General features: G+C 65.8%; 21 protein-coding genes. 8 read left to right on the top strand and 13 right to left on the bottom strand.

From position 1 onward, the window contains the following. Positions 1-34 precede the first annotated feature (34 nt). From HAPAU_RS10645 to HAPAU_RS10625, 5 genes are read right to left on the bottom strand one after another with little or no spacing between them, the layout of a single operon-like run. On the bottom strand, positions 35-967 hold the full coding sequence (locus HAPAU_RS10645; protein WP_066382441.1) for an alkaline phosphatase family protein: 933 nt from the start codon (positions 965-967) through the stop codon (positions 35-37). After that, positions 960-2,276, bottom strand: a complete 1,317-nt coding sequence (locus tag HAPAU_RS10640; RefSeq protein WP_066382439.1) for a sulfatase-like hydrolase/transferase — start codon at positions 2,274-2,276, stop codon at positions 960-962. Before HAPAU_RS10640 ends, HAPAU_RS10645 begins: the two co-directional genes overlap by 8 nt. After that, positions 2,273-2,959, bottom strand: coding sequence for a glycosyltransferase family 2 protein (locus HAPAU_RS10635; protein ID WP_245634076.1), 687 nt, complete (start codon positions 2,957-2,959; stop codon positions 2,273-2,275). Before HAPAU_RS10635 ends, HAPAU_RS10640 begins: the two co-directional genes overlap by 4 nt. Beyond that, a complete protein-coding gene (locus HAPAU_RS10630) occupies positions 2,956-4,122 on the bottom strand; it encodes a glycosyltransferase (RefSeq protein WP_066382437.1) in 1,167 nt (388 codons plus the stop codon). Before HAPAU_RS10630 ends, HAPAU_RS10635 begins: the two co-directional genes overlap by 4 nt. Further along, entirely contained in the window at positions 4,115-5,266 is a 1,152-nt protein-coding gene (locus tag HAPAU_RS10625) for a glycosyltransferase (protein WP_066382435.1), read from the bottom strand. The genes HAPAU_RS10630 and HAPAU_RS10625 overlap by 8 nt, the downstream gene beginning before the upstream one ends. Positions 5,267-5,374: 108 nt before the next feature. Between HAPAU_RS10625 and HAPAU_RS10620 the strand changes: the two genes are divergently transcribed. Genes HAPAU_RS10620 through HAPAU_RS10610 form a run of 3 tightly spaced genes read left to right on the top strand, consistent with a single transcriptional unit; the run spans position 5,375 to position 9,369 of the window. After that, the gene (locus HAPAU_RS10620) at positions 5,375-8,089 is read left to right on the top strand and encodes an oligosaccharyl transferase, archaeosortase A system-associated (protein WP_066382433.1); all 2,715 of its coding nucleotides are present in this window, start codon (positions 5,375-5,377) and stop codon (positions 8,087-8,089) included. Positions 8,090-8,127: 38 nt separating this feature from the next. Beyond that, positions 8,128-9,072 carry a DUF368 domain-containing protein gene (locus tag HAPAU_RS10615; protein WP_066382430.1) on the top strand — a complete coding sequence of 315 codons (945 nt, stop codon included), beginning with the start codon at positions 8,128-8,130 and terminating at the stop codon, positions 9,070-9,072. Between the two features lie 42 nt (positions 9,073-9,114). After that, positions 9,115-9,369, top strand: a complete 255-nt coding sequence (locus HAPAU_RS10610; protein ID WP_066382428.1) for a hypothetical protein — start codon at positions 9,115-9,117, stop codon at positions 9,367-9,369. A gap of 9 nt (positions 9,370-9,378) precedes the next feature. Here the strand turns inward: HAPAU_RS10610 and HAPAU_RS10605 are convergent, their stop codons facing one another. Genes HAPAU_RS10605 through glpA form a run of 3 tightly spaced genes read right to left on the bottom strand, consistent with a single transcriptional unit; the run spans position 9,379 to position 13,611 of the window. After that, positions 9,379-10,659, bottom strand: coding sequence for an anaerobic glycerol-3-phosphate dehydrogenase subunit C (locus HAPAU_RS10605; protein WP_066382426.1), 1,281 nt, complete (start codon positions 10,657-10,659; stop codon positions 9,379-9,381). Further along, on the bottom strand, positions 10,656-11,927 hold the full coding sequence (glpB, locus tag HAPAU_RS10600; RefSeq protein WP_066382423.1) for a glycerol-3-phosphate dehydrogenase subunit GlpB: 1,272 nt from the start codon (positions 11,925-11,927) through the stop codon (positions 10,656-10,658). The genes HAPAU_RS10605 and glpB overlap by 4 nt, the downstream gene beginning before the upstream one ends. Then, on the bottom strand, positions 11,917-13,611 hold the full coding sequence (gene glpA, locus HAPAU_RS10595; protein ID WP_066382420.1) for an anaerobic glycerol-3-phosphate dehydrogenase subunit GlpA: 1,695 nt from the start codon (positions 13,609-13,611) through the stop codon (positions 11,917-11,919). The genes glpB and glpA overlap by 11 nt, the downstream gene beginning before the upstream one ends. Before the next feature lie 280 nt (positions 13,612-13,891). Here glpA and HAPAU_RS10590 point away from each other — a divergent pair, with 280 nt between their 5' ends. From HAPAU_RS10590 to HAPAU_RS10575, 4 genes are all read left to right on the top strand, one after another. Then, complete coding sequence (locus HAPAU_RS10590) at positions 13,892-15,064, top strand: Cdc6/Cdc18 family protein (RefSeq protein ID WP_066383211.1); 1,173 nt, start codon at positions 13,892-13,894, stop codon at positions 15,062-15,064. A gap of 103 nt (positions 15,065-15,167) precedes the next feature. After that, a complete protein-coding gene (gene glpK, locus HAPAU_RS10585) occupies positions 15,168-16,703 on the top strand; it encodes a glycerol kinase GlpK (RefSeq protein ID WP_066382418.1) in 1,536 nt (511 codons plus the stop codon). 3 nt (positions 16,704-16,706) lie between these two features. Continuing rightward, complete coding sequence (locus HAPAU_RS10580) at positions 16,707-17,753, top strand: hypothetical protein (protein ID WP_066382417.1); 1,047 nt, start codon at positions 16,707-16,709, stop codon at positions 17,751-17,753. Between the two features lie 74 nt (positions 17,754-17,827). Continuing rightward, positions 17,828-18,013 carry a hypothetical protein gene (locus tag HAPAU_RS10575; RefSeq protein ID WP_066382414.1) on the top strand — a complete coding sequence of 62 codons (186 nt, stop codon included), beginning with the start codon at positions 17,828-17,830 and terminating at the stop codon, positions 18,011-18,013. Between the two features lies 1 nt (position 18,014). On the opposite strand, the gene HAPAU_RS10570 is transcribed toward HAPAU_RS10575, so the two are convergent. From HAPAU_RS10570 to HAPAU_RS10555, 4 genes are read right to left on the bottom strand one after another with little or no spacing between them, the layout of a single operon-like run. After that, complete coding sequence (locus tag HAPAU_RS10570) at positions 18,015-19,643, bottom strand: AMP-binding protein (protein WP_066382412.1); 1,629 nt, start codon at positions 19,641-19,643, stop codon at positions 18,015-18,017. Then, the gene (locus HAPAU_RS10565) at positions 19,640-20,080 is read right to left on the bottom strand and encodes a hypothetical protein (protein WP_066382410.1); all 441 of its coding nucleotides are present in this window, start codon (positions 20,078-20,080) and stop codon (positions 19,640-19,642) included. Before HAPAU_RS10565 ends, HAPAU_RS10570 begins: the two co-directional genes overlap by 4 nt. Beyond that, the gene (locus tag HAPAU_RS10560) at positions 20,077-21,645 is read right to left on the bottom strand and encodes a sodium/proline symporter (RefSeq protein WP_066382408.1); all 1,569 of its coding nucleotides are present in this window, start codon (positions 21,643-21,645) and stop codon (positions 20,077-20,079) included. Before HAPAU_RS10560 ends, HAPAU_RS10565 begins: the two co-directional genes overlap by 4 nt. Beyond that, a complete protein-coding gene (locus tag HAPAU_RS10555) occupies positions 21,638-22,138 on the bottom strand; it encodes a hypothetical protein (protein WP_066382404.1) in 501 nt (166 codons plus the stop codon). Before HAPAU_RS10555 ends, HAPAU_RS10560 begins: the two co-directional genes overlap by 8 nt. A gap of 99 nt (positions 22,139-22,237) precedes the next feature. On the opposite strand from HAPAU_RS10555, the gene HAPAU_RS10550 reads away from it, so the two are divergent. Continuing rightward, entirely contained in the window at positions 22,238-22,909 is a 672-nt protein-coding gene (locus HAPAU_RS10550) for a phosphoglycolate phosphatase (RefSeq protein ID WP_066382402.1), read from the top strand. Between the two features lie 11 nt (positions 22,910-22,920). On the opposite strand, the gene HAPAU_RS10545 is transcribed toward HAPAU_RS10550, so the two are convergent. Further along, the gene (locus HAPAU_RS10545) at positions 22,921-23,106 is read right to left on the bottom strand and encodes an HEWD family protein (protein WP_066382400.1); all 186 of its coding nucleotides are present in this window, start codon (positions 23,104-23,106) and stop codon (positions 22,921-22,923) included. Positions 23,107-23,162: the final 56 nt, after the last annotated feature.

Here is a 23,162-nt window from a genome sequence, read left to right as displayed (position 1 = left end):
ACGGTCGTTCGAAACTCGGTTTGGATGAGTGCGTTCATAGGTATCCGAGGTCTTCGAGTTGCTCGCGGGTCGTATCGAGCGAGGCGGCTTCCGTTCGAGACTGTTCGCGTTCGGTGTCGATGCGGGCTTCGAGCCATTCACGGACCTCGAAGACGCTCTCGGGCCGGTCACCGTCGGCCGTCGTCGCGAACGTCGCCCGCCAACTGTGATCGCCCGGTCTGTCGTCCCCTGGGATCGTCGACACCTGCATCCCATGATCCGAGAGTACGACAAGCGTCCCGACCCGCTCGCGGAGGGCCCCGAGCATGTCGTCGACGTGCTCATAGACTGCGCGCAGCTTCTCCTCGCGGTTCGCGTACGCGTGGCCCGCCGCATCCAGGATGTGCATGTGGACGCCGACGAGGGAGAGGTCGGTTCGGGCCATGCCTATCGCCCATCCGAGTTCCTTGCCCGCATTCGCATACAGGCGTCGCCAGAGCTCCACGTCGGTTATCTCGCCGCGCTGGGCGAGATTCAGCCAGTGCCAGGTCTGTGAGAGGTGGGTCGCAGAAGAGATTCCCGGCCACCCGTAGACACCGCCCTCGGGGAACACGTGATCGACCTTGGTCCGGCCGAACGTCATTCCCGCCGCGTCTTCGTCACCACGGAGAGCAGTTCCGAGCCGAACCCGAAGGTCCTTCGAAAGAACGTACGGGGCGACGGTGCCCGCGGCTCGAAGCAGCGGACTCTCCCACTCCTGTTGCTCGCCGGTCGAGGACATGCCATGTTCTTCCGGATGGACGCCCGTTGCGACCGAGGTCCATACTTCGAGCGTGATGGGTTCGTCCTTCGAGTACGCGAACGTCTCGATGCGACCGTGGTTATCGAGCAGGATATTCCCACAGTCCCACCGCCGTGCGAGACGGTAGTCGGCCGCATCTAGGGCGATGACCACCAGCGTTCCCGACGAGTCCGCTTCCTCACGCATAGCCTAAGTCCTCCAATTGCGTCAGCACGGCGTCGTCGATCTCTCCGTCTTCCTCGACGTGGCGCCTCCGTCGGTCGGCGAGGAGGGTGGCGAGCCGATCGGTTGGATCGTCGTACGGCGGCATCGCTCCGTCGTAGCCGTCGAATGTCTCGTAGAAGTAATGCTTTCCGCGAGCGAACCCCGAGAGTTCCCGTTTCAGTTCGTCAATGTCGGTGATACCCTTGTTCGCTAGGGACTGGGAGTGGCGGTCGGCAATGCCGTGGTACTCCGTGAGCCAGTCCGAATCCGCCCGTTTCTCGCGGAGGTCACGACCGCGGCTCCGCTTCGAATCGAGGCCGCCCGCTTCGAGAACCGTTGCGTGCACGTCGAGAAGACTCACGCCCTCGTCTCGGACGGTCGTTTCGCTCCCGCCGGTCCAGACCGAAAGCGGAACGTGAGTGAGCTCCGGATAGATGCCATAGAGGTGGCCACAGGCGTCGTGCTCGCCGAGTAACTCCCCGTGGTCGCCCATGGTGACGACGATGTCGAAGTCGGTCCTGAGTTCGTCGAAGATGCGCCGGTACATATCGGAGAGATAGCGGACGCTCCCGTCGTACGCACGCCGGATGTGTTCGAAGTCGACGTCCTCGCTTCGATACGTCGCTTCGAGGCTATCAATCTCCGGCGGCTCCACGTCTCGATACTCCTCAGGTGGCGCATACGGGCTGTGAGCTTCCATCAGGTTGACGAACAGGAACTCCTCGTCCCCGAACTCCCACTCTCGAACGAGGTCCAAGGCACGAGTCGCACCGTCGTCGCGAGTCTCGTCACCGATGCCGAGATCACGCATCTTCATCAACGCACCCCGTTTCAGCGAGGGTACGGTATCACAGTCGCCCAGTACGCACTGTCGGAGAGCGGAGAGGTACCGCTCCGGACCGCGGTCTCGGTTGTTCGTGATGAACTCGTCCCAGTCGAAGACGTTCTCGTCGAGCGCTCGGAGCCGCCAGCTCCCCTCGAACCAGTCGAACCCGCGGTGCCAGTCGAATTTCTTCGAGATATTGACGTTCGCGCTGAACGCCCGCGTTTCGAACCCCGAATCACTGAAGAGCTCCGGCAGAACGGGTCCAGGGTAGTCCAATGATTCGGCTCCCGAATACACCCCCACCTCGCTCGCGTACTTCCCGGTGAACAGCGACGCGTGTGCCGGCACCGTCCAGTGGCTCGTACTCCAGGCGTTCTCGAAGCGAGTGCCGGGAAGCCAGTCGAAGTGTTCGTCGAAGGAGTCCTTGCGCAGCGTATCGAGTACAACCAAAGCGATGTTCGTCATTGGTAGTCACCTCTGTATCGTATCCGGTCGATTGCGTCCCAGATGCCCCGTCGCCACAGCCAGTCGTTGATCCGCGCGAGAGCGGAATTCGGAACGATGATTTCCTCGTACCGATCGGGGTACTCCGATCGGAGGCGGGCCTCGATGTCCTCATCGATTTTCGCTCGCGGCACGGGTGGGTGGTGCATCCGTACCCGACCGGAATACCCACATTGACCACTGGCGTCCCGTTCCATTCGCCAGCCGAACTCGGTGTCGTCGCGCCATCCCGCGTAGTCACTCCTGAACCCGCCGACCGTGCGGGCTGCCTCGCGGTCGAACGCCAAATTGCAGCCGACGTATCGCCGAGTCCCCTCGTAGGTCCGTCCACCATGGACCGAGCCTTCGAGGCAGACGAGATCCGTCTCGCTCTGGAATGCGTTCCGGATCGTCGAGAGCCAGTCCGGTCCGGGCTGACAGTCGTCATCGGTCAGAGCGACGACGGCACCATTAGATACCTTGATTCCCTCGTTTCGAGCCTCACAGATGTCGAGATCGGCGTCGTTGACGACGATCACCTCGAAACCATTGAACGTCTGGCGTTCGAGGTATTCGACGACCGTGGCGGTGTCGTTCGATGGAAGCGTGGGGATGACGACCGAGATCTCGGGCGACGGCGCCGTTATCGGACGCTGAACGCTCATCCGTTCTCACCTTCGTTCGCGGTATTAGCTTCCTCGACGACTTCCCGGAGATCGCGTTCAAATCGCTCATACCTGTAGCGTTCGGCGACCTCTCGGATTTCGCGTGAATCGAAGTCCCTGGAATCGAACGCCCGAACCGTCTCCCGGAGAGATCCGACCGTCGGCTCGAATCGCAGGCCCGTCACTCCGGGCTCGACCTGATACGTCGTAAACCCCTCGTTCACACCGACCAGGGGCTTGCCCGCCGACATGGCTTCGGCCCCGACGAGCCCGAAGTCCTCCTGCTTCGGTGCGTAGACGACCGCCCGACAGCGCGCGACCAGCGTCTCGATGTCCTCGACGTAGCCCCTCACTTCGATGTTGTCGTGACCCGCCGCGATCCGTTCGATCGCCTCGCGCTGCTGGCCGTCGCCCGCGATCACGAGCCGTTCGTCGAGTCTCGTGAAGGCCTTGGCGATCAGGTCGATCCGCTTTTCGGGGGCCAGACGCGACCACGTGAGGAAGTAGCCCTCGTCGCCCTCGTTGCGCCAGTCGCCGGTCACCGGCGGATACACCACTGTAGCGTCCTCGTCGTAGTACCGGCGAATGCGATCGCGTACCAGTTCGCTGTTGGCGACGAACCGATCGACGTAGTCGTTGGCCTCCTTATCGAGCGCGCGCCACAGTTTAGCATACCCCTTGATAACTGCCTCCACGCCGGGCCGGCGAAACGACGCCAGCCGGTCCCGGTAGAGGTCGTAGAGCCACCGCGGCGGGCTGTGGGGGTAGTGGACGATCCGCTGATCTACGTCCGGGACGTAGTACTTCGAAAGCGGGGCGCTCTCGAGGATCACGTCGTACTCGCCCAGTTCCGGGTGGGCGTCGGTCATGTCGAGGGCGACGTTGAGCGTTTCGAAGGGGTTCATGCCCTCGTTCTTCCACTCCAGAAACGGCCCGAACGGGAGGGCGGTGTACTTCGACTGTCTGAAGGGGATCACGGTGACGTCCTCGGGGATCTCGGTTCCCTCTGCGACGTAGGCCGTGTAGATCGGAGCGTCGAGGACGCGGGCGGCCTCGATCGCGAAGGCCTCTCCGCCGCCGATCCCCGGAAATCGGTCGTGGAGGATCGCCACCCGGGGCGAGCCGGGGTTCGTTCCCGCACCCTCGTCGCGGTCCTCACTCATCGTAGACCTCCCTGAGTTCGAGGTCGACCTCCCAGGTCCCGTCGCCCTCGCCGCCGAGGAGTCGGAGGCACGCCCGGAACAGCGACACCTGCGTGTCGAAGACCGCGTAGAGCGGTTGGAGCGGGCCGAGCGCGTCCCGTGAGCCGAGCAGCACCGTCAGGAGGCCGCCGGCGAGGACGACAAGTCCCGGCAGGACGCCAGCGAGGAGGCCGCCGACGAGGAGCAGTCCGAGGATCGCGACCGTGAGCCACGGCGAGACGACCATGAACCACCAGTTGAACGGCAAGACCGCCCGACCGTAGGCGCCGTAGCCCCCGAGCATGTCCCGCTGGCGCCACAGCAGGCGCACCAGTCCCATCGCGCGACGGTCCTTCTGTTTGCGCCGCTTTCTGAAGCCCGAGTGGGCCGCCTCCTTGTACTCGATGTCGGGATCGAACACCGCGCGTTTTCCTCCCTTTCGGATCTTCAACGCCAACTCCGAGTCGTCGGCCATCGAGTCCTCGTCGATGGGCACGATCGCCTCGCGCTCGAACGCACAGAACGGACCGTGGAAGATCAGCGTCGAGTCGAGGTGCGATTCGAGCGTCTGGACGACCGCCTGAACGTCGCGATAGCCCCGCTCGACGCCGCTTCCGCCGAGCACCTCGGCGTTGCGGCCCGTGACCGCGCCGACCGCCGGGTCCGCGAGGTTGGCAGCCGCCTCCCGGAGCGCGGCGGCGGCGATCCGCGAATCACAGTCGGTCTTGACGACCATCTCGCCGCTCGCCGCGGCGTACGCCTCGTTGAGCGCGTGGGCCAGCCCTCGCCGTTCGTCCTCGCGGATCAGCGTGAGAGCGGGCGCCTCCCGACCGTCGAAGAACTCCTCGACGAGTTCGGGGGTGCGGTCGTCGCTGGAGTCGACGACGACGACCTCGACCTTTTCGAGGGGGTAGCCGAGGGCAACGACCTCTTCGAGTTTGCTCTCGACGATCCGCTGTTCGTTGTAGGTGGGCAGGACGATACTGACGGTGGGTTCTGCGGGGCGTTTTGCGGCCGGCGAGCCGTGTGGTCGTTTCAGCGCGTAGGCCCCGAGGTAGGCGAGATACGGCAGCCCGGTCAGCGAGAGCAGTCCCGCGGCGCCGGCGAGAGACCTGCTCCGTCTCATGGCCCCTTCATCGCCCTCACCTATCGAGCGCGACGATAAGTCATTTGTGTTCGGACACCGACAGTGGGAACACAAGGTTTATGCGCGCGTTGGGCGCTCCGTAGCACGATGGGAGAGCGCACGGAACGGGCGTACGAGAACCCCGATACGAACGCGGCGATCGGCGGACTGCGGCGGTGGTATCACGTTCCGGTACTGGGCGCTCTCGTTGCGTTCATGCTGTGGGTGCGGGTCCGGGCCTACGGTACCTTCACCGGTCGCGGGCTCGCGTTCAGCGCAGTCGACCCGTGGTATCACTGGCGCACGATCGTCTACTCGGTCGAGAACTGGCCGTCGGCGCTGTCCTACGACGTCTGGACGGGCTACCCCTCTGGCGCGTACGTCGGCCAGTTCGGCACCCTGTTCGACCAGCTCATCGCCACCGCGGCGCTGGTCGTCGGCCTCGGCGATCCCTCCCAGGCGACCATCTACCGGGTCGCGCTGCTCTCGGTGCCGGTGATGGGCGCGCTGGTCGCGCTTCCGACCTACGCGATCGGGGCGCGATTGGGCGGACGACTCGGCGGGCTCCTCGGGGTGGCGTTGCTCGCGCTGTTTCCCGGGACCTTCCTGCGCCGTAGCACGGTCGGGACGCTCGATCACCACGTCGCCGAGGTGCTGTTCATGGCGACCGCCGTCTTCGCAATGATGGCCGCGCTCCGGGTGGCCCACCGCGAGCGCCCGGTCTACGAACAGCTCGCCGATCGTGACTTCGCGGGGCTCAAACGACCGCTGGGGTACGGCGCGCTCGCGGGCGTCGCGCTCGCGCTGTACGTCTGGACGTGGCCCCCGGGCGTCATCCTGATCGGGATCTTCGGCGTCTTCTTCGCGATCTCGCTGAGCGTCGACTACTGGCGGGGTATGAGCCCCGACCACGCCACGTTCGTCGGCGCGCTCGCGCTCGCGGTCACGGGGATCCTCACCGCGGCGGTCATCGACCGGTGGTCCGCGAGCGCGACGACGTTCGGCTACCTCCAGCCGCTTCTGGCGTTCGGGGTCGCCGCGGGCTGTCTGTTCATGGCGTGGCTCGCGCGCCAGTGGGACGCCCGCGGCTTTCCGAGGCAGGGCTATCCGCTGGCAGTCCTCGGGCTGATCGCGCTGCTCACGGCGATCACCGCCCTCGTCCTCCCCGACGTGTTCGGGACGATCGCGAGCAACGTCCGCCAGCGCCTCCTGTTCGGTCAGACGAGCACGACCCTGACGATCGTCGAGGCCCAGCCCCCCGAGAACCCGCTCGGGAAGGCCTTCTCCGAGTACCGATTTGCCTTCTATACGGGCGCACTGGGCTTCCTCAGCCTTCTCGCCCGACCGCTGTTCGACCGGACCTACCGCGACGAGTACCTGCTGGTGGCGGTCTGGGCGCTGTTCGTGACGAGCATGGCCTTTACGCAGATCCGCTTCAACTACTACCTCGCGGTCGCCGTGGCCGTCTGTAACGCGGCACTGATCGGGACGCTCGTCGACTGGTTCGGTTCCGCCGGGTCCGCCGGCTCCGGTGACGGCCTCCGACTCGGCGGCCTGCAGAGCTATCAGATCCTGATCGGTGTCGCCGTGGCGCTGCTGTTGTTCGTCCCGCTGGTGGTCCCCGCAGTAGGCGCGACGGCCGTCGGGGTCGGCGCGAGCGCGGCCCCCAGCGGGGACGCTGCGACGTGGGCGGGATCGAACGACTGGCTCGCGAACAACACCCCCGAGGAGGGCCACTACGACGGTGCGGACGAGGACCTCGCGTACTACGGCACCTACGAGCGCCCGGCAGACGGTGACTTCGCGTACCCCGAGGGGAGCTACGGGGTGCTGTCGTGGTGGGACTACGGCCACCTGATCACCGTCCAGGGCGAGCGGATCCCCCACGCGAACCCCTTCCAGCAGAACGCAAAGAGCGCGGCGGCGTTCCTGACGGCCGGCTCCGAGGAGCGCGCCGAGGCGGTCGCGGGGGCGATCCCCGCCGCCCCGAACGGGACGCTCGACGACCGTTCGACGGCGGAACTCGAGGCGATCGCCGACGGATCCGAGGACGACGGCGCGGGGATCCGCTACGTGATGATCGACGACGAGATGGCCGGCGGGAAGTTCTCGGCGATCGCGACGTGGGCCGGCCCGGGCTACGGGTCGTATCTCGAACCGAGGACGATCCAGACCGACGACGGAACCGCGACCGTCCAGGGGCTCGGCGAGAGCTACGACGAGACCGCCCTCTCGCGGCTGTACTACGGCGACGCGGCGGGCATGGAACACTACCGGCTGGTCCACGAGAGCCCCGAGACCACTCAGTTCGTGAGCGTGGCCTACCGGGTCGACGACGGCCAGTGGCGACCGCTCGTGATTAATCAGGAGTACACCCCCTCCCTGCAGTTCCGCATCGCCCAACTTCAACAGAGCCCCAACGTCGACGTACAGGTCTACGACCAGCGCGAGAGCCACGCCGTCAAGACCTACGAGCGCGTCGAGGGCGCGACCCTGACGGGCGAGGCCCAGCCGGGTGAAACGGTCACTGCACAGATCGAACTCACCGTCGAGTCCTCGGACCGGACGTTCACTTACACCCAGGAGACGACCGCCGACGACGAGGGGAACTACGAGATGACGGTACCGTATGCGACCACCGACGGCTCCGGCCCCGCGACGGGCTACACCGACAGCGCCGTGACCAGCGAGGGCGATTATACGGTCTCCACCGGCGGAGAGACCGCCACCGTCGCGGTGCCCGAGGAGGCGATCTACGCGGGCGAGACGGTCGCGGTCGAGAGCGGGACACCCGACGAGGGCGAATCGGTTGACGGCGAGTGATCGGTGCGGTTTTGTCCCCCTGTGGAGAACGAACGACAATGCGCGAGTGGCTCTCGATCTATCTGAAAGGCGTCTGTATGGGTGCGGCCGACATCGTCCCCGGCGTCTCCGGGGGAACGATCGCGCTCATCGCGGGGATCTACGACCGGTTGATCGCCGCCATCGCCGCGCTGGATCCCCGGATCCTCGCGACGATACCCGGGCTCGCGAGCACGGAGGGCCGTACCCGCTTTCGCGAGGACCTCTTCGAGATGGACGTCCCCTTCCTGCTCGTCCTCGGGGCGGGGATCGGAACGGCCGTCCTCCTGATGTCGCGGCTGATCCACGCCGCCTTCGAGGCCTATCCAGCAGTCTTGAACGGCTTTTTCTTCGGGCTGATCGCCGCCTCGGCCGTGGTGATCTACCGGGTGACCGACGTGAACACGCCCGGCCGGATCGGCGCGCTTCTCGTCGGTGCGATACTCGCGTTCGTCGTCAGTGGTGCAGCGGAATCCGACGGGCAAGCGAGCCTCCTGCTCGTCTTCCTCGCCGGGGCGATCGCCATCTCCGCGATGGTGCTTCCCGGTATCTCGGGGGCAGCCTTCCTCTACATCCTCGGCCAGTACGAGTACATGCTCGGCTCGCTCACCGCGTTCGTCGACGCGCTGGTCGGACTGCTGGGCGGCGGGTCGGTGGCGGTGGCCGTCGAGCCGGGAGTCGTCGTCGTCGTGTTCATGATGGGTGCACTGTTGGGCCTGCTGACGATGGCCCGCCTCGTCAAGCGTGCCTTCGACCGAAACCGGATGGCGACGCTCGGCTTCCTCGTCGGGCTGATGATCGGTGCGCTTCGCCTGCCCGTCGAGGAGGCCGCCGCCGAAACCGACGTCTGGACAACGGGTCTGATCGCCGCAATCGTGCTCGCGGTCGTCCTCGGTGCGGCGGTCGTCCTCGGACTCGACTACTACACCGACTCGCTCGATTACACCGAGGAGACGACGGTTTGATCGACAGGAAACTACAGGAGCCTTCGGTTCGGTACCTCGTGTATGAGCGACGCCGAACCCACCGAACGGCGAAAACCGACGACGTGGCTCGACACCGCGGATTCGGTGATCGACCGGAACCTCGCGCGCGACGAGACCATCGAGTTCACCGCCGAGGACCTCGCTATCGACGTTCCCACGGAGTTCGGCGAGAGCCCGCCGGCGAGGGTCCGGCTCAACGGGACCGTCAGGATCAGCTCCGAGGGGCTTTCGGGCCCGCTCTTTGCGTGGCTCGACTGGTGGGACGACCGCGAGTGAGCTACTCGATCACTCGACCAGCGCCTCGGCGATGACTTCGAGTGGGTGGCGGATCTCGTAGCCCGTCCCGTGTTCCATCTGCATCGCGCAGGTCGGACATTCGGTCATCCCCGCGTCGGGCTCGGCCTCTTCCATGTGGTGGAACATCTCCGCGCCGATCTTCATCGAGGTGTCGTACTTCTCTTCCTTCCAGCCGTAAGTCCCCGATATCCCCGAACACGAATCGCCAACGTCCTCGGCTTCCGCGCCCTCGACACCGTCGAGCAACTCGATGGCCTGGCCGGCCAGCCCCTGATTGCGCGCGTGACACGGCGCGTGGTACGCGAATTTTCGAGGATCGACCTCGCTTTCTTCGAGCGCGCCCGAGAGGTCCTCGTGGATGCGCAGGTATTCGAGGGCCTCGTAGGTGTGCGCCGAAACGTCTTCGATGCCCTCGAGATCGAACAGCTCAGGGTACTCTTGGCGAAGCGAGAGCGAACAGGAGGTACACGAGGCGATGATATCGGCCCCGTCCTCGATGGCCGCCGAGAGTTCCGCGACGTTCGTTTCAGCGGCGCGCCGGGCGTCCGGAAGCATCCCGTTCGCGAACATCGGGGTGCCCGAACACTTTTGCGGAGGTACCATGACCTCGTAGCCGAAAGACTCGAAGACCCGCACCATCGCCTTGCCGACCTCGGGCGTGTTGTAGTTCGAGTAGCAGCCGTGGAAGTACGCGACGCGCTTCTCGTCGCTCTGTACGGTGGCTCCGTCCCTCTCGGACCACCACTCCCGGAAGGTCTGCTCTGCGAACTCGGGGAACTCCCGTTCGGCGGTGATCCCCATCACCTTCTCGTTGACCGTCTGGACTACTGAACTACTCATCACGGCGTTGGCCAGTCGGGGGACCTTCGAACCGAACCACGCGAGCGTCCCGTAATTCGAAAGGATTCTATTCCTGATGTACTCCCGCGAGAGTTTGTCCATCTGGTTTTCGACGAAACTACCGCGCGCGGTGTTGTGCATCTGGCTCAGCGGAACGCCGGAGGGACACGCCGAGTCACAGCGCATACAGTTCGAACAGCTCATCACCGAGTCGTCGGTCTCGGTGTCGTCCTTCCGTTTGAGCCGCCACTGTTCGGGCCCCTGGAACTTCGGGCCCGGAAACTCGTCGTCGACCGCGGCGACCGGACACTCGCTGTCGCAGGTCGAACACTTGTAGCAGTCGTCGGCCCCCGGTCGGAGGTCCATCTCCTCGGATTCGGGGAACACCTGTACCGGTTCGAACTCGTCAGTGGATTCTGCGTCACTCATTGTAGGTCCTCGTTCGCGTTTCTGCCCGCCACCTGCCCGGTCGAAAGCGAGACGCCGCTTGCCGATTTCTCGCGAGCCATGTCGTAGCCGCCGAGCACCGCCCCCGCCGCCCGCAAGTTCGAAAACTCCGGATCTCCTTCGGGATCGAGCGGCCGGAGGTCGTCGTCGACCGCGACGCCGAACCGGGCGTAGGGCTGGTCGTCGAAGGCTTCGTCGTGAAACCACTCGTAGCGTTCCTCGGGCTGGGGGACGTGACAGTCGAAGACGGGTTCGAACACGCCCTCGCGAGTGGAATCGATCCCCTTGCCGACCAGCCCGCCGGTCGCGAGCACGAACTGGTCTGCGTGGTATGGGATCTCCCGGCGGCCCCGGTCGACCGAAACGGCCGTGATCCGGCCCTCATCCGCCGTGTAGCCCACGACAGGGTTGCCCGACTCGACGCGGACGCCTTCCGTCTCCAGCGCCTCGTAGAGACGGTCTTCGAGGCGCATCCCCGGCAGGCTCGGCGGCCCCATCGGCACCTCGAAGACCGGTACGCCGAGTTCGTCTTCGAGGGTCTCGCGTACCTCGCGGTGCTCCTCGTCGCCCAGTATTGCGGGGAATCCGATACGTTTCGCATCGCCGAGGTGCTCGCTTACCCGTTCGGCGAGCGCCTCGCGGGTACCGGTCCGGTTTTCGCGATCGAGCAGTTCGTCCGCGTCAAGCGCGCGGGCCAACCGGGTGATCCGGGCGTCCGCGCGGAACTCGCCGGGGAACGGGATCGTCACGCCGCGTACCTCGAAGGGTACTGAGGAATCGAGACGCTCGGCCGAAAGCGGCGCGTCGAAGGTCGTGACCGTTTCGAAGCCCACTAACAGGGTGTCCTCGGCTCGACTCGCCAGCCCCGCCGCCGCACTCTTCGGATACCGACTGGTGGGCTTGACCCGCCCACCGTAGGTCGGTGAGAGCGCGTTCGTTTCGGTGTGGCCCCCTTCGTAGAGACCTTCAGTGATCTCGTCGAACAACGCCAGCGACTCCCGCACCGCGTCGACACCGACTTTCCGGTAGGGATGGTGATCGGGAAGGTCGGGGATCGCCTCGAACGGCTCGACGATCGGCTCGTCGCTCCCGTGATATCCCAGCACGTCGATCAGCCCGCTGGCGTTGCGCAGCGTGTTCTCCTTGTGCGTGACGAGCCGAGCGCTCGCCCCGCCGCGGGCGGCCTCGATGGCCGCACTCGCGCCCGCGAGCCCGCCCCCGATCACCAGCACGTCCGACTCAATCGCCATCGCTCTTGCCCCCGTCAGTCGCAGTCTCGGTACCGGAATCGAACGCCGCGAAGTCGGCCACTGCGGGCTCGCGATCCAGACTCATGGTCGTTCCGTGCAGCTGGTAGTTCAGGGCGGCCTGCGAGAGCCCCTCGCCCCACAGCGCGTGGCGCTCGCCCTTCCAGCGCTCCTGGACCAGTTCGTCCCACGCCGCACTGACGGTCTCCTCGTCGTATTCGGGATGCAGTTCGCTCGCCATCCGGTGACAGCAAAAACCGCCCTGACAGTTGCCCATCGACGCGCGCGTGCGGATCCGCACGGCGTTGAGATCCGAGCCAGCGCCCTCGATGGCGTCTCGGATCTCCGCGCGCGTGACCGCCTCGCAGTCACAAACCACCGGGTTCGGCTCGGCGGTCTTCAGGACCTCGTCGGCCCGCGAGCCCAGTCGCTGGACGCTCCGGCGCCCGATCGGGGAGCGAAGGCCGAACTCGTCCATGTACTCGCGCAGTACGGAGAAGTCCTCGCTGCCGGGCAGGGGCTCCTCGGCGGTTCGACACGCCGCCGAAACGCCGAGTTTCTCACACACATGGTCAGAAATCTTCTCGGCCATCAGCCGGTAGGTGGTGAACTTCCCGCCGACGATGCTGGTCATCCCTGGCAGCGAGTCCCGGTCCTCGTGATCCAGCAAGAAGAAGTCCCGTGTGATATCCGTGGGATCGGTCGTGCCGGTCCCTGGCGGCTCGTAGAGAGGGCGAACGCCCCAGAAGGAGCGAATGGTCCGGGCCTCGCTGAGGATCGGCACGAGCTGTGAGAGCGTCTCGATCATCAGGTCGACCTCCCAGCGCTCCTCGGGGTAGTCCTCGGGGTCCTCGACTTCCACGTCCGTGGTCCCCAGAATCGCCGTCGTCTCGTGGGGGACGACGATGTCGGCGTCGCCCTTCGGCCGACAGCGGTTCACGACGGTGTCGACCTGGCGGACGTTCATGATCATCATCACGCCCTTCGAGGGGCGGACCTCGACGTCGACGCCGGCCATTTCTCCTACTCGCCCGGCCCACGCGCCCGTCGCGTTGATCACGTGATCCGCGCGGATCTCCTCGGTCGTTCCCGGCTTCGTGTGAACGCGCTTTCCCGGGCCCGACTCGTGTTCGACCTCGACGCCGATAACCTCGCCACCCTCCACGAGGACGTCGGTCACCGGCGCATGGGTCTCGACGCGCGCGCCGTGTTCGACCGCGTCGGCGGCGTTCGCGACACAGAGCCGGAAGGGATCGACCGCCCCGTCGGGCACCGCGATCGCGCGTTTGACCTCGCGGGTGAGGTACGGTTCGCGCTCGCGGGCCTCCTCGGCGGTCAGGACCTCCGCCGGGATGTCGCACTCCCGACACCCCTCGAGTTTCTGCTCGAAGTACTCGTCGGGGTCGTCCTCGAGTTGGACGAACAGCCCGCCGGTGGTCTCCACACAGTGGCCGGCGATATCGCGTAACACCCGGTTCTCCTCGATACACTCGCGGGCGCTGGCCTGATCGGAGACCGCATAGCGCCCGCCGCTGTGGAGCAGGCCGTGCATGCGCCCCGTCGTCCCGTGGGTGAGGTTGCCCTGCTCGACGAGGGTGACCGAGAGCCCGCGCATCGCCAGATCGCGGGCGATGCCACAGCCCGTAGAGCCACCGCCGACGACGAGTACGTCGACTGGATCTGCCATCGTACTGTGGTTCGTGGCCGTCCACTTTACTTTACCCCTCATCGCGGATCATGAGTAAACTATTTCTCACACGACTGATTGTTAGGGTAGTAGTGGCCGTTCCGAACCGATTTCCCGTCGAACCGGCGGCGTCACGACTACCGATTCGTGAGAGTCGGTCGAATCCACGGGTTTTTTCCTTCGTGTTCGCAACCTGCGGGCAACTCCCTCAATCGAGGACGCCAAGCTGGCGTGTCTCGGGCGGTCGGACGGCCGGTCTCGGCCCTCGATCCGTGATATGATGAACATCGAAGAACGCGTCGCGAGGCGGCGACGATCCGACGACGGCCCGCGGCTGATCAGGAGCTACGACGCGCTCAGTCCGGCTGCCCACGTCCGGGACCCGGACGGTCGGGGATCCCGACTGGAGCAGTTGCTCGATCACCTCGAACCGGCGTTCGGCGGTGCTCTCCCGCCGAACGCCTACGTCTGGGGGCCGAAGGGATCGGGGAAATCGGCACTCGTGACGGCGTTGTTTTCCGAACTCGATCGGGTCGGTCGTGACACCCGTTCGAGTATCCATACGAGTACCCGCGTCGAGGACGCCGGAATGGCGGAGTTCGCGTACGTCGACGCGAGGGACACCCGCAGCGAGTTCGGCCTCCAGCACGCGCTGCTCGACGCGGTGCTGGACGAGCGCGTCCCGAAACAGGGGGTCGGAAGCGACCACCTCGTCGGGCTACTGAACGAACGGCTCGCGCGAACGGGCCGAACGGCGGTCGTGGCGGTCGATCACCTCGGCGAACGCGAGACGTTCCCCCTCGCTACCGTCGAGTCGTTTCTCGGTCGCGTTCCCGACTCGGTTGCGTGGCTCGCGATCGGGCGCGATCCACCCGAGGAGTACGACGTGGGGATCGAAACGACCGTCCACCTGCCGGTCTATCAGCGCTACGCCCTCGTGGACATCCTGACGAGTCGGGCCTCCCGGGGGCTCGCCCATCAGGCCGTCTCACACGAGGAGCTCCGCCGGATCGCCACCTGGGCCGAGGGGGACGCCCACGACGCGCTGGCCGCCCTGTTCGGCGCGGCGGTACGGGCGAGCGAGGCGGGCGAACGGACGGTCGAGGCCGCGACTGTCGACGCCGGAATGGAGGCGGTTCCCCGACCGAGCGTCGCCATCGGTCGGGTCCTCGCGCTTCCTGAGAACAGACAGCGCGTTCTCAGGCGACTGCTCGACCTCGATACCACGGACCGATCGATCGGGGCGACGGCCGAGACGATCATCCGCGAGGACTCGCTCGATCTCTCGGCGGCGACGGTCAAACGCTTCCTCTACGAACTGGCCGAAACGGGCGTTCTGCACCGAACGCGCGCCGAACGGACCGACAGCCTCGGGCGGCCACCGAGCCGCGTCGAGCCGCGATTCCCCACGCTCGTCTTCCGGCAGGTGTTCGACGCCACCTACGGGCGGTAGGAAAGATTTATCATGAACGTCAGTATTGGTTATCGGTAGTACGGTACCATCGATAAAGAATACGGTACCGTCGGACCGGGGCGTTCCGGGAACGACACTAACCATGACAAGCGAACAATTCGTCGGTGCGATCGACCAGGGGACGACCGGCACGCGCTTTATGGTGTTCGACCACGCGGGACAGGTCGCCGCCAACGCGTACGAGAAACACGAGCAGATCTACCCTCAGCCCGGCTGGGTCGAACACGACCCCGTCGAGATCTGGGAGAACACCCAGTCGGTGATGACGGGCGCGCTCTCGGAGGCGGGGATCGACGCTGACCAGTTGGCGGCCATCGGCGTCACGAACCAGCGCGAGACGACAGTGCTGTGGGACCGCGACTCGGGCACACCGGTCCACAACGCGCTGGTCTGGCAGGACCGCCGGACAACGGACAGAGTAGAGGAGCTTCAGGACGCGGGGATGGCCGGGACCATCCGCGAGAAGACCGGCTTGGAGGTCGACGCGTACTTCTCGGCGACGAAGGCCGAGTGGATCCTCGAGAACGCCGACCCGATGAAGCTCGAACGCGCCCAGCAACAGAGCGTGCGCGACCGCGCCGAGGAGGGCGAGGTCCGCTTCGGCACGATCGACACCTGGCTGATACAGAAGCTCACAGGCAACCACATCACGGACGTCACCAACGCCTCGCGGACGATGCTGTACAACATCCACGACGCCGACTGGGACGAGGAACTCCTCGAGGAGTTTGGGATCCCCGAGGCTTCGCTTCCCGAGGTACGCCCCTCGTCGGACGACGACTACTACGGCCACACCGACCCCGACGGCTTTCTGGGAGCCGAGGTGCCCGTCGCGGGGGCGCTGGGCGACCAGCAGGCCGCGCTGTTCGGCCAGACCTGCTTCGATCCCGGCGACGCGAAGAACACCTACGGCACGGGCTCGTTTTTCCTGATGAACACCGGCGAGGAAGCGGTTGAGAGCGATCACGGCCTGCTCACGACCGTCGCGTTCCAACGCTCGGGCGAGCCGATCAACTACGCGCTGGAGGGGTCGATCTTCATCACCGGCGCGGCCGTCGAGTTCTTAGAGGACATCGGGCTGATCAAGAGCGCGGCCCAGACCGCCGAACTCGCAAGCCGGGTCGACTCCACCGATGGGGTCTACTTCGTCCCCGCGCTCACCGGATTGGGCGCGCCCCACTGGGACGGCAGAGCGAGGGGAACGATCGTCGGAATGACCCGCGGCACCAAGAGAGAGCACATCGTCCGGGCGACCCTCGAAGCGATCGCGTATCAGACCCGGGACGTCGCCGAGGCGATGGAGGCCGACTCGGGCATCGAGATGGGGTCGCTTCGCGTCGACGGCGGCGCGGTGAAAAACGATTTCCTCTGTCAGCTTCAGGCCGACATCCTCGGGACCGAGATTGTGCGTCCGGAAGTCGACGAGACCACCGCGCTGGGGTCGGCGTACGCCGCGGGCCTCGCGGTGGGCTACTGGGAGACCGTCGACGAACTCCGAGACAACTGGCAGATCGATCGGGAGTTCGAGGTAGAGATGGATCGCGAGGAGGCCGACCGCACGTACGGACGCTGGAGCGACGCTGTCAAGCGCTCGCTCGATTGGGCACAGGAGGAGTGACGGATGCAAGAGATCCTACTGCAGGTGCCGCTCCTCGGACTCGAGTACGAGCGCTTCGCCGCGCTGCTCATCGCCGCCTTCGCGGGCGGCGCGTTCGGCGCGGCGCTCGGCGCGCTACCCTCGTTCATCTTTACGGGCTTCGTCGTCCTCCTCGGAGAGGCCGTCGGGACGCTTCAGGCCGAACTCGCCGAGGCCGGGGCCGGCCCGCTGGCGCTCGACATCACCGGCACCATCGGCTTCGGGCCGGTCGTCGGCCCGCATATCGCCTTCGCGGGCGGTGTCGCGGCGACCGCCTACGCCGGTAAACGGTACCCGGAGATGGAGCCCGCGGGATGGGACTACCACTTCGGAAAGGACATCCCCTACGCCTTCGGGACCAAGCCCGACATCCTCCTCGTTGGTGCGCTGTTCGGCATTCTCGGGATGTTGCTCAACCAGATCGGCGCGGGGATCGGCCTTCCGGTCGATACGATCGCCCTGTCGGTGTTCCTGACGGCGGTCATCGCCCGCGTCGCGTTCGGCTACCCGCTGCTCGGATCGCCGGCGGGCGACGGCTACCTCGATATGTCGCCGTTCGAGCGCGGCGAGACGCGCGCTGGGAGCGATCGGCTGGCGGTCGAACCGTGGCTCCCTCACCAGTACAAATGGTCCGGCGTCGCGACGATCGGTCTCGTCGGCGGGATCCTCGGCGGGTGGACCTGGCTTCTGACCGGGAGCATGTTTATGGCCTACGGGATCTCCGCGGCGAGCCTGCTCTTCTTGAACCTCGGTGTCGAGAAGATCCCCGTCACCCACCACATGACGCTGCTCGGATCGGCGGGTGCGATGATCGCGCTCCCGGTCGTAGGCAGCGAACCCGTCGTTCTGGTGGTTGCCGGCCTCTTCGGCGTCGTCACCGCGCTCGTCGGCGAGTTCACCCAGCGAGTCTTCTACGCCCACTCGGGAACGCATGTCGACCCGCCCGCGATGGCGATCACGGTCATGATGCTGCTCGTCGGCGTCCTCTATCTGCTCGGCCTATTGCCAAACGCGGCGTATCTCGGGCTCTAATCGCCCGAATTCGCCGCTCGGACTCCGTCTCTACAGGCCGCAGGTTGATGAGCAGGGGGAACGACACGATACCCATGAGCACGCGAGACGACGACCTCCTCGTCGGCGACTCCGGGGAGATGGGGATCAGGAGTTCCGAGGCCGGAAACGAACCGTTCGACTACTACCTCGTCGGCCCCGAGAGGGGCGAGTTCGGCTTCGACGCCGCCGAGATACAGGAGATCCGCGAACTGCTCGATAACACCCTCGGAAACGGCTGAATCAGTCGGTCAGGTCCTTTCGCCTGATCTTTCCAGTGGTCGTCTGCGGGAGCTCGTCGCGGAACTCGATCTCACGGGGATACTCGTAGGCCGCGAGTCGCTCGCGCACGAGGTCCTGTAGCTCCTCGCGGAGCGTTTCGGAGCCCTCGCCCACGGGTTGGACGAACGCTTTGACGATCTCGCCGCGGGTTTCGTCGGGGACGCCGATCACGCCGACCTGTGCGACCGCCTCGTGGTCCAACAGCACCTCCTCGACCTCGCGGGGGCCAACCCGATAGCCGCTGGTGATGATGAGGTCGTCGTCGCGGGACTTGAACCAGAGGTAGCCCTCCTCGTCGCCGGAGCCGAGATCACCCGTGAGGTGCCACTCTCCTATTCGAGTGGCCTCCGTCTTCTCGGGCCGGTTCCAGTACTCCGAGAAGACGACCGGATCGCCCTCCCGACGGACCGCGATCTCGCCGACCTCTCCTACGGGTAGCTCCTCGCCCGTTTCCGGATCGACGACCCGGACGTCGTGGCCGGGGACGAGTTTCCCCATGCTCCCGGCCCGCGCGGGGAACCACTCCCGGCAGTTGGTCACAAGCAGGTTGGCCTCGGTCTGGCCGTAGAGTTCGTTGACCGGTGTTCCATCGAGTTCCTCGTCGGCCCACGCGAGGATCTCGGGGGTCAGGGGCTCGCCGCCCGAGCAGATCGCCTCGACCGAGAGGTCATACGTACTGGAATCGATGCCCATCATCATGCGGATCGCGGTCGGCGGGAGGAACGCTCCCGTGACGTCGAACTCCTCCATGAGCGAAAACGCCTCCTCGGGGCTGAACTTCCCCAACGGGGAGCCCACGACCGGTTGGCCGTAGTGCCACGCCGGGAAGAGGAGATCGCCCAGCGCGCCGATCCACGCCCAGTCGGCGGGCGTCCAGTACGTTCCATCGACATCGAGTTCGAAGTACATCGCAAAGGCCGGACAGTGGCCCACCCAGACGCCATGCGAATGGAGTACGCCCTTCGGCGGACCGGTCGACCCGCTCGTGTAGATGATGATCGCCGGGGTCTCTGCGTCCGTCTCGGCGATCGCACACTCCTCTGCTCCCTCGTCGAGAAGCGACTCGAACGAGTCGTCGTTGCCCTCACCTCCACCGTCCACAACGACGACGGCTTCGAGTTCGGGACACGTTTCCTCGACTTCCCCGACCGTTTCCCGTACCGAGGCGTCAGCGACGACCGCTTTCGCCCCGCTGTCCCGCAGGCGGTGGCCGAGCGCCTCGGGGCCGAACAGGACCGAGAGCGGAAGCGAGATCGCGCCGAATTTCCAGCACGCGAGGTGCGTGAGGGCGTTTTCGGGTTTCTGCGGGACGACCACGCCCACCCGGTCGCCACGCCCGATCCCGCGGGCTTCGAGCGCGCTCGCGACGCGGTTCGACAGGCGATCGAGATCGCGAAAGGTGTAGGTCTCACGGCGACCGTCGGGGGAGGCCTGAAAGAGGGCCGGCCAGTCGGGATTGGGGTGTTTCCGTAGCAGGTCGTATGCGAGGTTGTATCCATCAGGCAAGTCCCACTCGAACTCCGTTCGAGCCTGCTCGTAGCTGTCGTACTCGAGTCCGCAGTACCACGGGTCGGTGCCGGTTCGTGTCATGATCTATCAAGGATTGAGGAGGGGTCTGCGATCTCGACTGTGGCGTCGAGGCGGGGGTCTTCCGCGAGCGATTCGAGGACCGGCTCTTGTGCGTCGCCGGCCTTCGTGTTATAGAGCGCCAGTTCCCCGCCGTCCCACGCGAGGGTCAGACGGGCACGACGAAAGCGCGTTCCCCGAACGAGGGTGATCGATTCGAGGTCCGCGAGGGAGAACTCGACATTGCGTTCGTTGTGAGCGAGGAGGTCCTCGGGGGCGAGATCGGGGAGCTCCTCACGGGCGCGTTCGCCCATGTCCGCGCGCAACAGTGCCGAGGAGAAGGACTCGCCGGCGAAACAGCAGACGACGCGCTCGGTCGTGAGGAACACCTCCCAGAACTCGATCGAGTTGAGCCGCTTTCTGGCCCACTCGGTGAGGTGTGCGAGGCGCGTCTCGCTCATCGCTCGATGAGCGCCCGAAGGTCCGCCGGGACGTAGCTGCGCTCCTGGGTGGCGAGCGAGACGCCAACGAACAGGGCGATCGCGACGAGCATCGCGACCGTGCCGACGGGGAACGCCTCGGGGAACGGGTAGGCCGCGTTGATGGCGTCGGCCAGCCCCGTGAGGCCGGCAACACCGGCCGCCATCGGGACGGCACTGTAGACGATGTTGATCGCGAGCCCCGCGATCGTCGCGACGATCGCCCCCTCGGCGGTCGCACCCTTCCAGTTCATCCCCAGGACGACCATCGGGACGAACGCGGCGGCGAAGAATCCCCAGCCGATGGTACCGAGGATACCCACGAGCGCGTCCGAGAAGTAGACGACGCCCGTCGAAAGCACCGTGAGACCGGCGAGCGCTCCTTGAGTAACCCGGAGTTCGGTCCTGTCGTCGTCGATGGGCCGACCGAGGGCTCGTGGGATGTCCCGCGAGATGGCCGCCGCACCGATATTCAAAAAGGAGTCGCTCGTGGACATGATCGCCGCCAGCAGCGCCGCGAGGATCAGCCCCGCAACGACGCTCGGGGTGTACTCGAGGACGAAGACCGGCGCGACCTCCGAGGCGCTGAATGTCTCCTGTATCGCCCCGGACTCGACCTGTGCGCGCATCGAGAGGCCCGCCGAGAAGGCGATCATACTGGAAATAGCATACGAGATCGCGGCGATTGGCGCACCCCACTTGAGGATCTTCAGATTGCGGCTCATGTAGAACTTCGTGACCAGATGAGGTTGGCCGGCCGCGCCGACCGAAAAGAGCACCCACCACGCGATCGCGGCGAAGACCGCCGCCGTCTCCCCGCCGAGCGTGCCGAAGGGCGAGATCAGGTCGGGGTTCGCGCTCGCGAGGTTCCGCGAGATCCCCTCCATGCCACCGCCGAAGGACAGGGCGTACGCGAGGACGAACCCCGCGCCGACGATCATCGTAATGGCTTGGAGGAAGTCCGTCCAGACGCCCGCGATCATCCCGCCGAGCATGCTGTAAGCCAGCAGGATCGCCGCCCCACCGAGCAGCCCCCAGATGACGGGGACGCCGAAGATCGCCCGCATCACGTACTGGAGCGCGGCGAGGTTGGTCGCGAGGTACGCGATCACGCCGACGGCCACCGCGAGGCCGGTCAGCCCGCGGACGGCGTCGCTCTCGTAGCGGACGTACATCCCATCGGCGAGGGTGAGGACGTTTCGGATATCGGCCAGCAGCCGCATCCGTTTCGCGAGCAGGACCCACGTGATGAGGAAGCCAAGCGGCGCGCTGAAGAAGATCCACATACCGGTCATGCCGAACTCGTAGACGAGTTCGGGGCCACCGACGAAACCGAAGCCCGACTGAATGACCGAAAAAGCGGTCATCGCGAGCACCCACGTCCCGACGGACTTGCCGGTGATGAGGAAGTCGCCGGTGGTATTCGTTCGGAGATAGCCCCAGACGCCGATCAGGACGACCACCAGCAGGTAGACCGCGCCGAAGGCGAGGATCACGGGGTCGTCGGCGACGGGGATCCCCGCTTGGATCGGGAGGAACTCAGTCATCGGTGGGCTCACCTCGCTCGCTTCGGTCCGGCGGGGACTGGACCCGCCGGGGAACCAGCGGGAACGACCCGTCCGATTGGGCCGCCCGGGCGTCGCTCATGATCGCTTCGACGACGGCTTCGCCCCCGATCCGATCGAAGACCACCGAGTAGTAAATCGCCCCCAGAAGCGGCAGCGCCCAGAGGAAGAGGACGTAGAAGAACGTCGAGGTCGGGAGGCCCAATAAGTACGTGAACTCGGTCGTTCCGGGCGACCACATCAGCCAGATCCCGGTCAGCCCGATCAGAAACAGTACCCCGAGGCCGGCGACCAGCCCGGTGTACGGCGCGAGGTCGAACTCCCCGTCGGCGCGCTCTACGGAGGCCGACGCGAGGGTCGTGAGGATGAACACCGCCCCGAGATACGAGAACACCCTGTAGGTCCCCATCGCCGCCGCCACCAGCAACGCTACCGATAACGTCCCGATAACTGCCATGATCGTGTTTCGTGCCATCTACCCACTCAACAGAATGGGGGATCATAACCGTTGATGTTGATATAGGAACCGAGACGGATCGCCGCCAGTTTATCCCTCGGGGTTCGAAGGGGAGCTATGACTCCGCCGATCGTCGTCGACATCGACGGCACCATCACCCGCGGTGACGGGTCGAGCGCCGTCGATCCGCGCGCCTTCGAAGAACTCCGCGAGTGGCCCGCCCCGGTCGTGATCGCCACCGGGAAGGCCTTTCCCTACCCCGTTGCCCTCTGTCAGTTCGTCGGGATCGACCCGCTGGTGATCGCGGAAAACGGCGGGGTCGTCCTCGCCGGCGACGAGATCCGCATTACAGGTGACGCGAGCGCACCCCACGAGGTCGCCCGCGAGTACCGTGAGGCGGGCTACGACCTCGGTTGGGGAAAGAGCGATCTGGTCAACCGCTGGCGCGAAACTGAAGTCGCGGTCAACCGCAACTCGCCGCTCGCTCCCCTCGAAGCGCTCGCCGCCGAGTACGGGTTAGAAGTGGTCGATACGGGCTACGCCTACCACGTCAAGGACCCAACGATCTCGAAGGGCAAGGGGCTCCGGGCGGTCTGTGACGCGCTTGATCGCCCGGTCGAGGAGTTCGTCGCGATCGGGGACTCCGAAAACGACGTCTCGACGTTCGAGGCCGTCGGCCGGTCGTTTGCGGTGGCGAACGCGGACGCGGCGGCGCGGGCGGCCGCAGACGAGATTATCGAAGGAAAGTACTCGGCGGGTGTCCTGTCGGTACTGCGCTCGCTCAGGTGACCTGTCGAACGCTACTCGTAGGGACGGAAGGTGCCGTCGATGTCCCACTCGTGAATACAGTGTCGATGACCGGCCAGTCGCTCGCCGCCCTCGGTGGCGATGCGCCAACAGCTGTCGTTCGCGTCCCATACTTCGTGTCGATTACAGCACTCACACTCGCGCCGTTGTGGCGTTCGGAGCTCGGTACGTGCCAACATATCCGTGTGAATGGAGCGCACACTCATAACCGTAGCGAAAACCGACAGGCCGAAAC

The sequence above is a fragment of the Halalkalicoccus paucihalophilus genome (genome assembly GCF_001593955.1).
GTDB classification, from domain to species: Archaea; Halobacteriota; Halobacteria; order Halobacteriales; family Halalkalicoccaceae; genus Halalkalicoccus; species Halalkalicoccus paucihalophilus.
The sequence above is the reverse complement of the archived record's forward strand: the minus strand, read 5'-3'. Positions and strand labels throughout refer to the sequence as shown.